This is a genomic window from Rathayibacter sp. AY1H3, assembly GCF_002932015.1.
This window is the reverse complement of record NZ_PSUU01000013.1, coordinates 69789-82119: the sequence shown is the minus strand read 5'-3', so window position 1 is coordinate 82119 and position 12331 is coordinate 69789. Positions and strand designations below refer to the sequence as shown.

Genomic DNA, 12331 nt, shown 5'->3' with positions numbered 1-12331 from the left:
CGTGAATCCGGCCGGCCCGAGGGTCGCGGACGCGTCGATGACGTAGCCGCCCGTGCGGCCGGGCTCCGCCCAGATCGGCAGACCCGCCTGCTGCAGCGCAGTCCGTTCCGGCAGGCAGCCAGGACCGCTGCCCGGAAGACGCTCGCGGTCCTGCCGGACGACGTGGCCGCCCGCGCCGGCGCGGTCGCCTCCCGGGTGCACTTCCTCGAGAGCGAGGAGGAGGCGGTCGTCCCGGCGGAGTTCGCGACGGCCCTCCAAGCGGATCGTGTCGTCCGGCTGCGCTACCGCGACAGCAGCGGCGCGGAGTCGGTCCGCGACGTCGAACCGCTCGGCTCGATCGGGAAGGAGGAGCACTGGTACCTGATCGCGTGGTGCCGGCTGCGGGAGGGGGTCAGGGCGTTCCGCGGCGACCGGATGCTGTCGGTCGAGGTGACCGACCAGCGGCCTCCGCAGCGCACCCTGCGAGCCGAGGACCTCGCGCTCCAGTACGGACGGCTGCGGTCCGTCGTCGACGACTGACCCGCCCCGGGGACGGCCGCCGCGGACCTCGCGGAGTCGCGGACGATCTTCGGAAACACCGACAGGACGGTGTCGCGACGACCGGCGAGCCTGGTGCCATCACCTCATCCCGGCCCTGAAGGAGCCCCATGTCGTTCACCTCCCTCCGCATCGTCACCGACGACCTCGACGGCCTCGTCGCCTTCTACGAGCAGGTCGTCGGCCGACCGGCCGAGCGCCCGGCGCCGGTCTTCGCGCAGTTCACCGGAGCGGGCGCGACCCTCGCGATCGCCCGCACCTCGACGGTCGCGATGCTCGACGGCGCCGTCGTCCCCGCGTCGAACCGCTCCGTCCTGCTCGAGTTCGAGGTGGCCGACGTCGACCGCGCCTTCGCCGAGCTCGCACCCCGGAGCGAGGACGTGGTGCTCCCGCCGAGCACCATGCCGTGGGGCAACCGCTCCGCCCTCGTCCGCGACCCGGACGGGAACGTCGTCAATCTGTTCAGCAGGCCCGCCGGCTGATCGGGCGCACTCCGTCGGTCCGAGCACGCCCATGCCTGGCCGGTGGGACCCGACGGGGATCGCGGAGACCACCGGGGATCCTCTCTCACGACGCGATCCTCCCGAGCGGGCGTGGCGTCGGGCCGAGCGCGACCGGTCTGCGGTTCGCAGGCGGGAGCACGGCGACTCCGTCCAGCGTGACGTCCCGACCGCACTCCGACCGGCGAGACGGCCACCCGCCGCCGGTGTCCTCGGCGGTACCCTCGCGGCATGACCTTCGTGAACGTCGGCACCCTCGGGGCCGTCCCCGGCGGACGCGACGAGCTCGTCGCCGTCCTCACCGAGCACAACGACGACCTCGTCGACGCCGGCTGCCTGCTCTACGAGGTCGGGGTCGACGACGAGCAGCCCGACACCGTCTTCGTCGTCGAGCTGTGGGAGAGCGCCGAGGCGCATCGGGCCTCCCTCGCCCTCCCCCGGGTCCAGGCCGCGATCGCGACGGCGCGCCCGCTGCTCAGCGGCGCCTTCGGCGGCTACCGCTTCGACGCAGCAGGCTCTCCCCTCCGGAGCTGACTCGCACCGAAGGCGGGCGGGTCGACGGTACAAGCCGACCTGGAGTGAGCGGGCCGTCCGTCAACGGAAGACCTCTTCCTCCGTCAGCGCCGGCAGCGGCAAGACGTCGCTCTGGCTGCATCCGGCCATCGCGCTGCGGTTCACGTACCACGGCGGGCGACCACCCGTGATCAGCGCGGAGTGGGTGCGACTGCTCCTCGGGAACTCCTACGCCCCGCCAGGGCTGCTCGTCCTGCCCAGGCCGGCTCCTCGCGTCCCGAGGGTCGCTCGTCGGCCTGACCGCCGAGCGATCGGCCTGAAGGCGCTCATCTGCAGTCGCTCAGAGGACGGCCGACGCCACGGATGCCGTCTCGGCGACGTCGACGACGACGGGCGCGACCGCCTCGGCTCGCACGGGCGGAGCCGTGCGAGCGGCTTCGCCCCTGGACGGCACGAAGCAGATCGGGACCGGCGCGACCGGGCCTCACCGGGTGCCGCGGTCGCGTCTGTCGACCGCCCCAGGAGCTGTCAAGTCTCTCCCCCGTCGGCCTCGGCGCTGCGCACGCTGGGGGCATGAAGCATCTCCTCTTCGCGAACAAGACGATGCTGGTCGGAGACGACGCGGCGGACGCTCTGGTCGAGTACGGCGTCGCCCTCGCCGCGAGCAGCACGGCGGACCGCGTGGAGTACACCGGCATCGGCGGCGACGGCGGCACCGTGCAGGCGGTGTTCCTGCTCAACGCCGGCGCCGCCCTGGTCGCCGAGACCACTCCCTCCGATCTCCCCGAGCCGGACAACACGGCCGAGGTCGCCCGCATCCGCGAACGCACCAGGGCGCTCACGGGAGTGTTCCCCGTGCAGCCGAGCGAGGACGACATCACCTTCGACGTCGAGCTCGAGCACGGCTTCGGACACTGACCGGCCCGCCCATGGCCTCCCTCCACGCCCCCTGGCCGACGCTCTGACCGGGGACACGGACGACGCCGAGGTCCGTCGCTGGGCGGCGTCCCGCGCCCCGCTCACGCCGGGGACGATCGCCGTGCTGCAGGCCGTCGGATTCATCAGCGCAGCGCAGCGGGTCCCCGCCGACACGGCCCTCGCTCTCCTGCTGACGGCGGCGGAGCACGACCGGCGCGATCCGCCCGACGTGGCTCGCGATGTCCTCGCGCGCCGCCATCCCCTGGCCGATCCCGGTGACGATCGCGGCGCGTCGGGCACCCCGTGATCACCGCCCTTCCGGAGCCGTGGACGGTCCGCCGCCGGCGGCGCTGTCTCCCGCGTCCGCGACGTGAAGCGCACCTCGCGCCGCCCGCCCCGCCCGCTGGATGCGCGCCCGCACCAGCCGCTGCAGCAGCGCGGGGTAGAGCTGAACGGCGATCGTCGACCCGAGCAGCCAGGCCGCGCCGCCCGTCGCACCCGTGACTGTCGCGGCGAGGGCGAGCGCGACTCCGACGGCCGTGCACGCGACGTGCACCGCCTCGGAGCGGCGGGTGTGCTGATCGAGAGCGGCCAGCCCCGCGCGCGTGCCGTCGAAGCCGCGCTCGCGGGTGACGAGGCGGTTCCACCCGACGACGTCGAGCAGCCGACCGAAGACGCCGACCCCGAGCGCCCGCAGCACCGTCGGCTCACGGCGGCCCACGTCGAACCAGGACTGCTCGAGCGGACGGGTGCGCGCACCGAAGGTCAGTGCCGCCCAGCCGGTGAGGACCATCTGCGCGACCACGGCGAAGACCGGGCGCGAGGGTCCGATCGCGTGCCAGGCGGCGGCGAGGAGGGCTGCCGCGACGGCGGTGAGGACGAGGGTCCGGACCACTCCCGCTCCCTCCTGCCCGTGCTGCGGTGTCGGACCCGACCACCGGCGCACGCCTCCCATGATGACCGCTGCCGGCAGTCGCCGTCAGGCCGGTACCGAGAGGGTCGCCGTGAAGACCGGCCCCCGGCGGGCCGGGTGAACGACGTCGAGACGGTGACGGTCCCGCCTGCCCGGGCGAGGATCGCCCGGGTGATCGCGAGGCCCAGACCGGCACCGCCGTCGTCAGGGGCTCACGCCGGGCTGGGTCGACCCGCGCCTCACCAGGTCCGTAGGCAGGGTGATGGCAGCCGGGCGCTCCCCCTCGATCGCCTGCAGGAGGAGGCGGACCATCTCCGCGCTGATCCGCTCGAAGGGCTGCCGCATGGTCGTCAGCGGCGGGTCCGTCGTGAGGGCGACGGCCGAATCGTCGAATCCGCCGACGGCGACGTCCTCCGGCACACGCTTGCCGAGCCGGGCGAGTGCGTCGATAGCGCCTGCTGCCATGCGGTCGTTGGCGGCGAAGACGGCGTCGATGTCGGGATGCGCGGCGAGAAGCGCCTCCATCGCAGTGGCCCCACCGGCCCGTCCGTAGTCGCCGAACTCCACCGCCTCCGCACCGCCCACCTCCGCGCGGTAGCCCGCGAGCCGCGCGATCCCTCCCGTAGTGTCGGGCGGTCCGGCGATCGTGGCGATGCGCGAGCGTCCGAGGCTCCGCAGATGAGCGACCATCTCCCGCGCTCCCTCCTCGTCGTCGGCGGCGACGTAGCCCATGCGCTTCTCGTAGCCGACCGGCACGCCGCAGGCGATGGCCGGCACTGAGGATCTCTGGATGTCCGTGAGCAGCCGTGCGCCGACGTGGGCGGAGATGAGCAGGACCCCGTCGACGTGGCCCGCGTCGATGTAGGCGAGGGCTCGCCTCTGCTCGTGCTCCGTCCCCGCGAGGATGAGGACGAGGGCGACGTCGTGCTCCGCGAGTGCGGCTGAGGCGCCTCGGAGCAGAGTGGCGAAGTTCGGATCCTCGAAGAGCGAGCGCGCGTCCTCCGTGAGGAGGAAGGCCACCGTGTCGGTGCGGCTGCGGGACAGGCTCCGGGCGTGGGGATTGGCGCGGTAGCCGGTCCTCGTGATCGCCGCCTCCACTCGCGCGTGCGCTTCGGGGCTGACCCATCTTCCGCCGTTCAGCACGCGCGAGACCGTCCCGCGCGAGACACCGGCCTCGACAGCGACGTCCTGAATCGTGGGGCGTGAGGGCGTCCCGCCTCTTCCGCGCGAAGGCATCCGCGTCACTTCACCGCCCCGGCCGCCAGGTCGACCCGCCAGAACCGCTGCAGGACGAGGAACATCGCGATCAGCGGCAGGATCGAGAGGAGTGCCCCGGTGATGACCAGCGTGTAGAGCGCCGGCGCGGAGGCGCCCTGGTTGAGCAGCCCGTTCAGGCCGACCGTGAGCGGGAAGAGCGAGTCGTCGCCGAGCATGATGTACGGCAGCATGAAGTTGTTCCAGATCGCGACGAACTGGAAGAGGAAGATCGTCACCAGCCCCGGCAGGAGCATCGGAACGGCGATCCGGGTGAAGATCCCCATCTCCCGGGCGCCGTCGGTCCGGGCGGCCTCGATGACCTCCGTCGGCACGGCGGCCGCGGCGTAGATCCGCGCGAGGTAGATGCCGTAGGGGCTGATGATCTGCGGCAGCAGCACTCCCCAGAACGAGTTGGTCAGCCCCACCTCGGCCAGCAGGAAGTACTGAGGGATCGCGAGGATCACGCCGGGGACGAGGACGCCCATCAGCAGGACGGCGAAGACGCCCTTCCTGCCTGGGAAGTCGAACTTCGCGAGCACGTATCCCGACAGTGCCGATACCCAGGTAGAGGCCACTGCACCGACGCCCGCGTAGAGCGCGGTGTTCAGCATCCAGCGCCAGAACAGACCTCCCCGGTACTGCGCGAGAGCGACCACGTTGTCGATCAGATGCGAGCCGGGCGCGAGCGTGAAGGTGGAGAAGAGCTCGCCGCCGCTCTTCGTGGACGCCGTCACCACCCACAGCACGGGGAAGAGGCAGTAGACGGCGCCGATCAGCAGGATCGTCGTCGCGATCCAGCCCGGACGTCCGCGATCGGGGTCGCGGCGTGCGGTCCTGGACCGTGTCCGCCCGACGGTGCGGGCGGGGGGCCGCTGAAGGATGCCGGGCACGGATCAGTCCTCCTGTCCGAAGGCTCGCTTCTGCACGACCCGGAGGAAGAGGAAGGAGACGGCGAAACTGGCGAGCGCGATCACGACGGAGGTCGCGGCGGCGGAGTGGATGTCGTCGCGGGTGAACGCGTCCCGGTAGACGAGCATCAGCGGGGACCAGGAGGTCGAGAGGCTGTTGGTCAGCGGTCGCAGCGTCGTCGGCTCGGCGAACACCTGCAGAGTTGCGACCATCGAGAAGAGCGCCGTCATCACCAGAGCGGGGGTGACGATCGGGATCTTGATGCGCAGCGCGATCTGCAGATCGCTCGCCCCGTCGATCCGTGCCGCCTCGTAGACGTCGGAGGGAATGGCCTGGAGGGCGGTGTGGATGACGATCATGTTGAATCCGACGCCGCCCCAGAGCGCGATGTTCGCGATCCCGAAGACGACGGCGCCGGAGGACAGGATGTCGGGGGCTTCCCCGCCCAGCCGCTCAATCACGTACGCGAAAGGCGAGACGGCCGGCAGGTAGAGGAATCCCCAGAGCAGCGAGGAGATGACGGCCGGTACGGCGTAAGGCAGGAAGATCGAGACCCTCGAGAACGAGACCGCACGGGCCCGCCTCGCGTCGAGGAGGAGAGCGAAGAGGAGCGCGAGACCGAGCATGCACGGGATGAGGACGAGCCCGTAGAGGAGCACCCGTCCGACGCTGGCCCCGAACTCCGGATCGCTGAGCGACCCGAGGTAGTTCTCGATGCCGGCGAAGACCTGCTTCCGGCCGCCGGAACCCAGGCCGAGCCCAACGGCCTGCTTCTTCTGGAAGCTGAGCATGACGGTGTAGAGGATCGGCGCGGCCATGAAGGCGGCGAAGAGCACGATCGCCGGTGCGAGCATCGCATAGGGAGCGAGCACTCGGGCGCGGAAGCCGGTGCCGAGTCGACCTCTCCTCGGCGGCGCGGTCGGGAGAGTCAGGGGTGGGGGAGCCATGCCGAGTCCTTCGGAACGAGAGCGGTCGGGAAGCGGCGCCGGATCCTCGCCGCCGGGAGGCGCGCGGCCCGATGGTGGACGCGGGCCGCGCACCGGTCACTCCACGGAGAAGCCGCTCTTCACGAGGTCGTCGGAGGTGATCCGCTGCATCTCGGCCACGGCGTCGACGAAGGCGGACCGCGTCCTCGCGGCGGCGGCCTTCGCGAACTCGTCGTTGTACGCGCTGAAGGCGACGTTCACGTTCGGCCCGTAGGTGAACGGAGCGACCGACTCGGAGGCGGCGGCGGCGATGTCGGAGAAGTCCCCCTGGGTGCTGAAGAAGTCGGGCGGGCTGCTGAGCGCTGCTCTCGCCGCCTCGGTCGCCGCCGGGTAGACGCCCGCGACCTCGGCGAGTGCCGCGACCGCCACCGGATCCGTGTTCAGCCAGGTCGCGAACTCGGCAGCGGCCGCGGTCTTCTTCGTCTGACTGGTGACTGCCGTGGTGCTTCCTCCCCAGTTCCCGCTGGAGGGGTTCGCGGCGTCCCACTGCGGCAGAGCTGCGGCGATCCACGCGCCTTTCGTGTCGGGGGCGTTGCCGCTGAGCACGCCGGGTGCCCAGACGGCGCTGATCCAGCCGACCTGCGAACCGTCGTTCAACCCTGCGTTCCACTCCGGCGTGTACATCGGCGTGTTGCCGATCGCCCCGGATTCGACGAGCTCTCCCCAGTAGGCCGCGACCTTCTCGGTCGGTCCGGCGTCGATGTCGACGCCCCAGCTCCGGTCGTCCGTCGACCACCAGGAGGCTCCGGCCTGCTGCGCGAGGCCGGCGAACCAGCCCGCGTCGTTGGAGGAGAAGGTGCCCAGGTGTCGGGCCGGGTCGGAGGCGTGGACGGCCTCCGCGGCCGCGGCGTACTCCTCCCACGTCGTCGGGACGCCGAGGCCGAGGCTCTCGAGGATGTCCGCGCGATAGTAGGCCATCATCGGCCCCGAGTCCTGGGGGATCGCGTAGACGGCATCACCTCCGAGCGTGACGGCCGACCAGGTGCCGTCGGAGAAGCTGCCCTCCAGATCGCCGGCGCCTTCGTCGGAGATGTCGGCCAGAGCATCCGCCGCGACGAGGGTGGGGATCTTCTGGTACTCGGCCTGAACCAGATCGGGGGCTCCGCTGCCCGCCTTGACGGCGGTGAGCAGCTTGGTGATGGCGGGGTCGCCGCCGTCCTGCTTGCTGACGGTGACCTGGATCTCCGGGTGGTCCTCGTTCCAGATGTCGACGACCTGATCGAGGTTCGGCGCCCAGGCCCAATACGTCAGCTCGACAGTGCCCGAGGCTCCGTCGTCGAAGCCGGTGGAGCAACCGGTGAGCAGGAGCGCTCCGGTGACAGCGGCGGCGCCGAGGGAGCGGATCCTGCGGAACGGGATGTGCATTCGTCCTCCTTGAAGAAGCTGGTTTGTCGATCCCCGGCGCCTCCGCTCGGGAGGAGGACGGCGGCGTGCCCTGTGAGCGGTTACAGTTAGCCATACGTGTATGATCCTGTCAACAGTGGCGCAGCCACCCGCACCAGGGCACGACACTGGGACCGCGCACAGCCGAAGGAGACAGCTCGCATGACCACCGCTACCGGCGACACCCCCTCCGCCTTCCGCTACCGGCTCCCCGGAGCCGACGGGCGTCCGCTCCCCCGGGCTCCGTGGATCCCGGGGCGGCCGGGGCTGCGTTACGGAGGCGACTACAACCCCGAGCAGTGGCCGCGGGAGGTCTGGGCGGAGGACGTCGCCCTGATGCGCGAGGCGGGCGTCGACCTCGTCAGCGTCGGGATCTTCTCCTGGGCACTGCTCGAGCCGCAGGAGGGCCGGTACGACTTCGGGTTCCTCGACGAGCTGCTCGATCTGCTGCACGGCGCCGGGATCGATGTCGACCTCGCGACCCCGACGACCGTCCCGCCCGCCTGGTTCTGGAAGGCGTACCCGGACTCCCACCCTGTCACCCGGGAGGGCGTCACCCTGGGCCGGGGCTCGCGCGGCATGGTCAGCCCGAGCTCGCCCGAGTACCGGGCGGCGGCCGTCGCCGTCACGGAGCAGCTCGCGCAGCGCTACGCCGCGCATCCCGCGGTGGTCCTCTGGCACGTGCACAACGAGTACGGCGCTCCGGTCAGCGAGGACTACTCCGACTACTCTGTCGCGGCCTTCCGCGCCTGGCTGCAGGCGAAGTACGCGACGCTCGGCGCTCTGAACGCGGCGTGGGGCACGCTCTTCTGGGGCCAGGTGTACGGGGAGTGGGACGAGATCGACGCGCCACGGGTCGCGGCCACCGTCGTGAACCAGACGCAGCGGCTCGATTTCGCCCGCTTCACCTCGGACGCGCTCCTCGCCTGCTTCACGGCGGAGCGCGACGCGATCAAGCGCTACTCGGACAAGCCGGTCACCACGAACTTCATGGCCACCAACTGCCCCTCGATCGACTACTGGAGATGGAGCAGCGAGGTCGACCTGGTCTCGAACGACCACTACCTGGCCGCAGAGCGCCACGACAACCACGTGCTGCTGGCGATGGACGCCGACCTCACGCGATCTTTCGCCGGAGGGCGTCCGTGGATCCTCATGGAGCACTCGACGTCGGCGGTGAACTGGCAGCCGCGCAACATCGCGAAACGCCCCGGTGAGCTCGCACGCAACGCCGCGAGCCATCTCGCGCGCGGGGCCGACGCGGTCCTCTTCTTCCAGTTCCGGGCCTCCCGGTACGGAGCCGAGAAGTTCCACTCCGCGATGCTCCCCCACGCCGGGGCGCAGACGCGGGTCTGGAAGGAGGTCGTCGAGTTCGGCGCCGACCTCGACCGCCTCTCAGCGGTCCTCGGCTCCGTCGTCCGGACTCGCGTCGCGATCCTGTGGGACATCGAGTCCTTCTGGGCGCACGATCTGGAGTGGCGGCCCTCGGTCGAGCTCGATCACCGCGAGCGGATCGAGGCCTTCTACTCCGCGCTCTGGAAGCGCGGTGTCACGGTCGACTTCGCCCACCCCCACTCCGATCTCAGCGGCTACGGCCTCGTCCTCGCCCCCTCGCTCTACCTGATGGACCGGACGTCGTCCTCGAACGTGACCGAGTACGTCCGCGCCGGCGGCACGTTCGCCGCCTCCTACTTCTCAGGGATCGTCGACGAGAACGACGCCGTGCACGAGGGCGGCTTCCCCGGCGCCCTTCGCGAGGTCCTCGGCCTCTCGATCCCCGAGTTCCTGCCGCTCCGCGACGGCGAGGTCGTCGAGCTCGACTCCGGAGCGCGAGGAAGCGGCTGGACCGACGACATCGCCCTCGAGGGCGCGGTCGAGAGAGCGCGGTACGCCACCGGACCAGCTGCCGGAGGACCGGCGATCACCCGCAACGTGCTCGGCGACGGATCGGCCTGGTACCTATCCACGCGGCTCCGGGGCGACGACCTCGCGGACTTCGTCGACACCCTGCTCACGGACGCCGGCATCACTCCACCCGCCGAGACAGTGGAAGGGCTCGAAGTCGTCGTCCGCCACGGTGACGTCGCGGACTTCACCTTCCTGATCAACCATGCCGAGACGGACGCGGCGGTCGCGAGCCCCGGCACGCTCGAGCTCATCACCGGCAGCACCGTGGACGGGACCGTGGTCGTTCCGGGGAAGGGCGTCCGGGTCGTGCGGCGGGACCACTGAGGATCGACCACCTGCTTCACTCCGAGGTCGAGACCTCGCGGGAACCGCGGGTGCCGCGAAGGTACTCGAAGGTGCGCAGGGATTCAAGGGGACGGCCGTCCGCAGCGAACAGGGCCTGGTTGTCCCAGGCCGATCCGCCGTGACTCCCGCCGACGTGGACCGGGTCGTAGCCCGCGGCGCGGCTCGTCGCCCATCCCGCGCCGAAGCGCTCCCAGAGCGACCGGTTCGCGGCGAGAGCCGATGGAGGACCGACGGGCAGCCAGGCCGGCTCCCAGTAGAAGACGCCGATGCCCGTCGATCCGACATCGCGCACTGCTGCGACGACATCCCGGAGAGCCGTCGCCTGGCCCTGCACACTGATCGGGTACCGGCTCGAAGAGGGAGCAGTGGCGATGACGTTCGGATGCCCGTCGCCGTCCGTCAGGGTGTATGGCCACGAGGTCTCGGCGACCATCACCTTCTTGCCGTAGGTCCGTGAGACCTGGGCCAGCACCTCGGTGAGGTTCGCGGTCGAGCCGTGCCAGTACGGATAGTAGGAGCTCGCGAAGACGTCGTAGTCGACTCCGAAGCGGTGGAGCCCCGCGGCGATCGCCGAGTACCGCCCGACGGATTCCGGGTTCGTGAAGTGCAGAGCGACAGAGCATGCGGCAGCACTTCCCGCACGGCGGAAGCACCCGCTGCGAAGAGCGCTGCGAGGGAGGCGTCCATCGATGTGGCGTCGCGGGAGTAGCCGGCCATCCCGGTGTTCGTCTCGTTTCCGACCTGAACGACGCGCACGTCGACGCCGGCGTCCTCGAACCTCCGCAGCGCGCTGACCGTGAAGCCTCGCACGGCTGCTGCCGTCGCCTCCGGCGTCGAGCCGGCCCACGACTTCGGAGCCAGCTGACGACCGGGGTCCGCCCAGAAGTCGGAGTAGTGGAAGTCGACCAGCACTCCCAGTCCAGCAGCCGTGGCGCGTCTGCCGACCTCGACGGCTCGCCCGACGTCGACGTTCCCGCCGCCGTAGCCTCGGCCGCGGTCATCGAACGGATCGTTCCACACCCTGACCCGGACCGCCGTGACGCCCGCATCAGCGAGGACGGCGAAGAGATCCGCCGGAGAGCCGCTCCTCTCGCGGAAGACGACCCCGCTCTCCTCGAGGGAGAGGACGGAGGAGACGTCGACACCGCTGAGGAATCCCGTGGACATGCCGTCGACGCGGCTCACGACGACCGGGACACTCGTCGAGGCGGCAGGAGCGACTGGGGCCGGTGCGACCGTCCCGACGGTCAGGCAGGCGATCACAGCGGTGATCGAGAGGTGGAACGTTCTGCTTCGTCGCATGGTCAACCCTTCCGAGCGGTCCGTCACGGAGGAGGAGCCCCGCCGCCGCGGTCACGATCGCCGACCATAGGTTCGAGCGGCCGAGGGAACAACAGCCTTCTCCGTACAGGCGCGGCTTCCACCAGAACTGGCGCGGACGCGGAGCCGTGACGACCCTTCCCAAAGGGCTTCACGACGATGAGCCGCTCCCCGCTCGCGCGCCGCAGTCTCACCCGGGCGCCCCGCACCGGGCATCCGCCGCCTTCTCGACGGCGCTTCCTTGACACCGCCGCCGGCCGGTCATCATCATGCAGTCACGACCGGCGGCGGCGTGCCACCGGCGACCCGACAGGAACGGTGCACCGATGCCCACCATGCTCTTCGTCAACCTGGCCGTCGCCGATCTCGCCCGGGCGAGGGCCTTCTACGAGTCGCTCGGCTACTCGATCAACGACGGCTTCAGCGACGAGAACGCCGTCAGCGTGGTGATCAGCGACACGATCACCGCGATGCTGCTCACGCGGGAGTTCTTCGCCGAGTTCACCAGCAAGCCGATCATCGACGCCACCACCTCGACCGAGGTGCAGCTCGCCCTCAGCGCCGACAGCAGGGAGGAGGTCGACACCCTCCACGGGAGGGCCCTCGCCGCGGGCGCGACCCCGGCCGGCGAGCAGGACCACGGTTTCATGTACTCGAAGAGCTTCGACGACCTCGACGGCCACCACTGGGACTTCGTCTGGATGGACCCGGCGGCTGCGGCGGGCGGTGCGCCGGAGCTGTCCGTCGAGGAGATCCGGGCGAACACGACGCACAGCTGAAGCGCGCCGCCGCGGAGGCGATACCGACCGTTCCGAGGGTCCTCCGCGGAGCTCGCGTCCGCT

The 12331-nt window shown here is 70.9% G+C and carries 12 protein-coding genes and 1 pseudogene; 7 read left to right on the top strand and 6 right to left on the bottom strand.

The genetic code is table 11. The features are described from left to right. The 5 genes from C5C33_RS07170 to C5C33_RS07150 form a co-directional block, all read left to right on the top strand. Positions 1-519 (top strand): YafY family protein (locus C5C33_RS07170; RefSeq protein ID WP_146085760.1); only part of this gene is annotated, 519 nt, incomplete at its 5' end. Positions 520-647: 128 nt separating this feature from the next. Then, on the top strand, positions 648-1019 hold the full coding sequence (locus C5C33_RS07165) for a VOC family protein (RefSeq protein ID WP_104233974.1): 372 nt from the start codon (positions 648-650) through the stop codon (positions 1017-1019). A 249-nt stretch (positions 1020-1268) separates the two neighbouring features. Next, positions 1269-1571 carry a putative quinol monooxygenase gene (locus C5C33_RS07160; RefSeq protein ID WP_104260792.1) on the top strand — a complete coding sequence of 101 codons (303 nt, stop codon included), beginning with the start codon at positions 1269-1271 and terminating at the stop codon, positions 1569-1571. 552 nt (positions 1572-2123) lie between these two features. After that, positions 2124-2468: a hypothetical protein gene (locus tag C5C33_RS07155; RefSeq protein WP_104260791.1), complete on the top strand. Its 345-nt coding sequence runs from the start codon at positions 2124-2126 to the stop codon at positions 2466-2468. A 121-nt stretch (positions 2469-2589) separates the two neighbouring features. Continuing rightward, positions 2590-2775, top strand: coding sequence for a hypothetical protein (locus tag C5C33_RS07150; RefSeq protein WP_104260790.1), 186 nt, complete (start codon positions 2590-2592; stop codon positions 2773-2775). Here C5C33_RS07150 and C5C33_RS07145 read toward each other — a convergent pair whose 3' ends face one another. The 5 genes from C5C33_RS07145 to C5C33_RS07125 all read right to left on the bottom strand — a co-directional run bounded on the left by C5C33_RS07145 (position 2776) and on the right by C5C33_RS07125 (position 7898). Next, a complete protein-coding gene (locus C5C33_RS07145) occupies positions 2776-3363 on the bottom strand; it encodes a hypothetical protein (RefSeq protein WP_104260789.1) in 588 nt (195 codons plus the stop codon). It lies immediately after the preceding gene. Positions 3364-3585: 222 nt separating this feature from the next. Beyond that, entirely contained in the window at positions 3586-4617 is a 1032-nt protein-coding gene (locus C5C33_RS07140; protein ID WP_104223277.1) for a LacI family DNA-binding transcriptional regulator, read from the bottom strand. A gap of 5 nt (positions 4618-4622) precedes the next feature. Next, the gene (locus tag C5C33_RS07135; RefSeq protein ID WP_258062243.1) at positions 4623-5432 is read right to left on the bottom strand and encodes a carbohydrate ABC transporter permease; all 810 of its coding nucleotides are present in this window, start codon (positions 5430-5432) and stop codon (positions 4623-4625) included. A gap of 99 nt (positions 5433-5531) precedes the next feature. Further along, complete coding sequence (locus tag C5C33_RS07130; protein WP_104223278.1) at positions 5532-6494, bottom strand: carbohydrate ABC transporter permease; 963 nt, start codon at positions 6492-6494, stop codon at positions 5532-5534. A 96-nt stretch (positions 6495-6590) separates the two neighbouring features. Then, positions 6591-7898, bottom strand: a complete 1308-nt coding sequence (locus tag C5C33_RS07125) for an ABC transporter substrate-binding protein (protein WP_104260788.1) — start codon at positions 7896-7898, stop codon at positions 6591-6593. Positions 7899-8078: 180 nt separating this feature from the next. Here C5C33_RS07125 and C5C33_RS07120 point away from each other — a divergent pair, with 180 nt between their 5' ends. After that, a complete protein-coding gene (locus tag C5C33_RS07120) occupies positions 8079-10148 on the top strand; it encodes a beta-galactosidase (protein WP_104260787.1) in 2070 nt (689 codons plus the stop codon). Between the two features lie 16 nt (positions 10149-10164). On the opposite strand, the pseudogene C5C33_RS07115 reads toward C5C33_RS07120, so the two are convergent. Further along, positions 10165-11336, bottom strand: a pseudogene (locus C5C33_RS07115) (glycosyl hydrolase 53 family protein). A 479-nt stretch (positions 11337-11815) separates the two neighbouring features. Here C5C33_RS07115 and C5C33_RS07110 point away from each other — a divergent pair. Continuing rightward, positions 11816-12268: a VOC family protein gene (locus C5C33_RS07110; RefSeq protein WP_104260786.1), complete on the top strand. Its 453-nt coding sequence runs from the start codon at positions 11816-11818 to the stop codon at positions 12266-12268. Positions 12269-12331: the final 63 nt, after the last annotated feature.

Excerpts from the sequence above, each read along its gene's own strand:
- C5C33_RS07130 (WP_104223278.1), bottom strand. The coding sequence starts at position 6,494 with ATGGCTCCCCCACCCCTGACTCTCCCGACCGCGCCGCCGAGGAGAGGT.
- C5C33_RS07160 (WP_104260792.1), top strand. The coding sequence starts at position 1,269 with ATGACCTTCGTGAACGTCGGCACCCTCGGGGCCGTCCCCGGCGGACGC.
- C5C33_RS07165 (WP_104233974.1), top strand. The coding sequence starts at position 648 with ATGTCGTTCACCTCCCTCCGCATCGTCACCGACGACCTCGACGGCCTC.
- C5C33_RS07110 (WP_104260786.1), top strand. The coding sequence starts at position 11,816 with ATGCCCACCATGCTCTTCGTCAACCTGGCCGTCGCCGATCTCGCCCGG.
- C5C33_RS07155 (WP_104260791.1), top strand. The coding sequence starts at position 2,124 with ATGAAGCATCTCCTCTTCGCGAACAAGACGATGCTGGTCGGAGACGAC.
- C5C33_RS07125 (WP_104260788.1), bottom strand. The coding sequence starts at position 7,898 with ATGCACATCCCGTTCCGCAGGATCCGCTCCCTCGGCGCCGCCGCTGTC.
- C5C33_RS07120 (WP_104260787.1), top strand. The coding sequence starts at position 8,079 with ATGACCACCGCTACCGGCGACACCCCCTCCGCCTTCCGCTACCGGCTC.
- C5C33_RS07140 (WP_104223277.1), bottom strand. The coding sequence starts at position 4,617 with ATGCCTTCGCGCGGAAGAGGCGGGACGCCCTCACGCCCCACGATTCAG.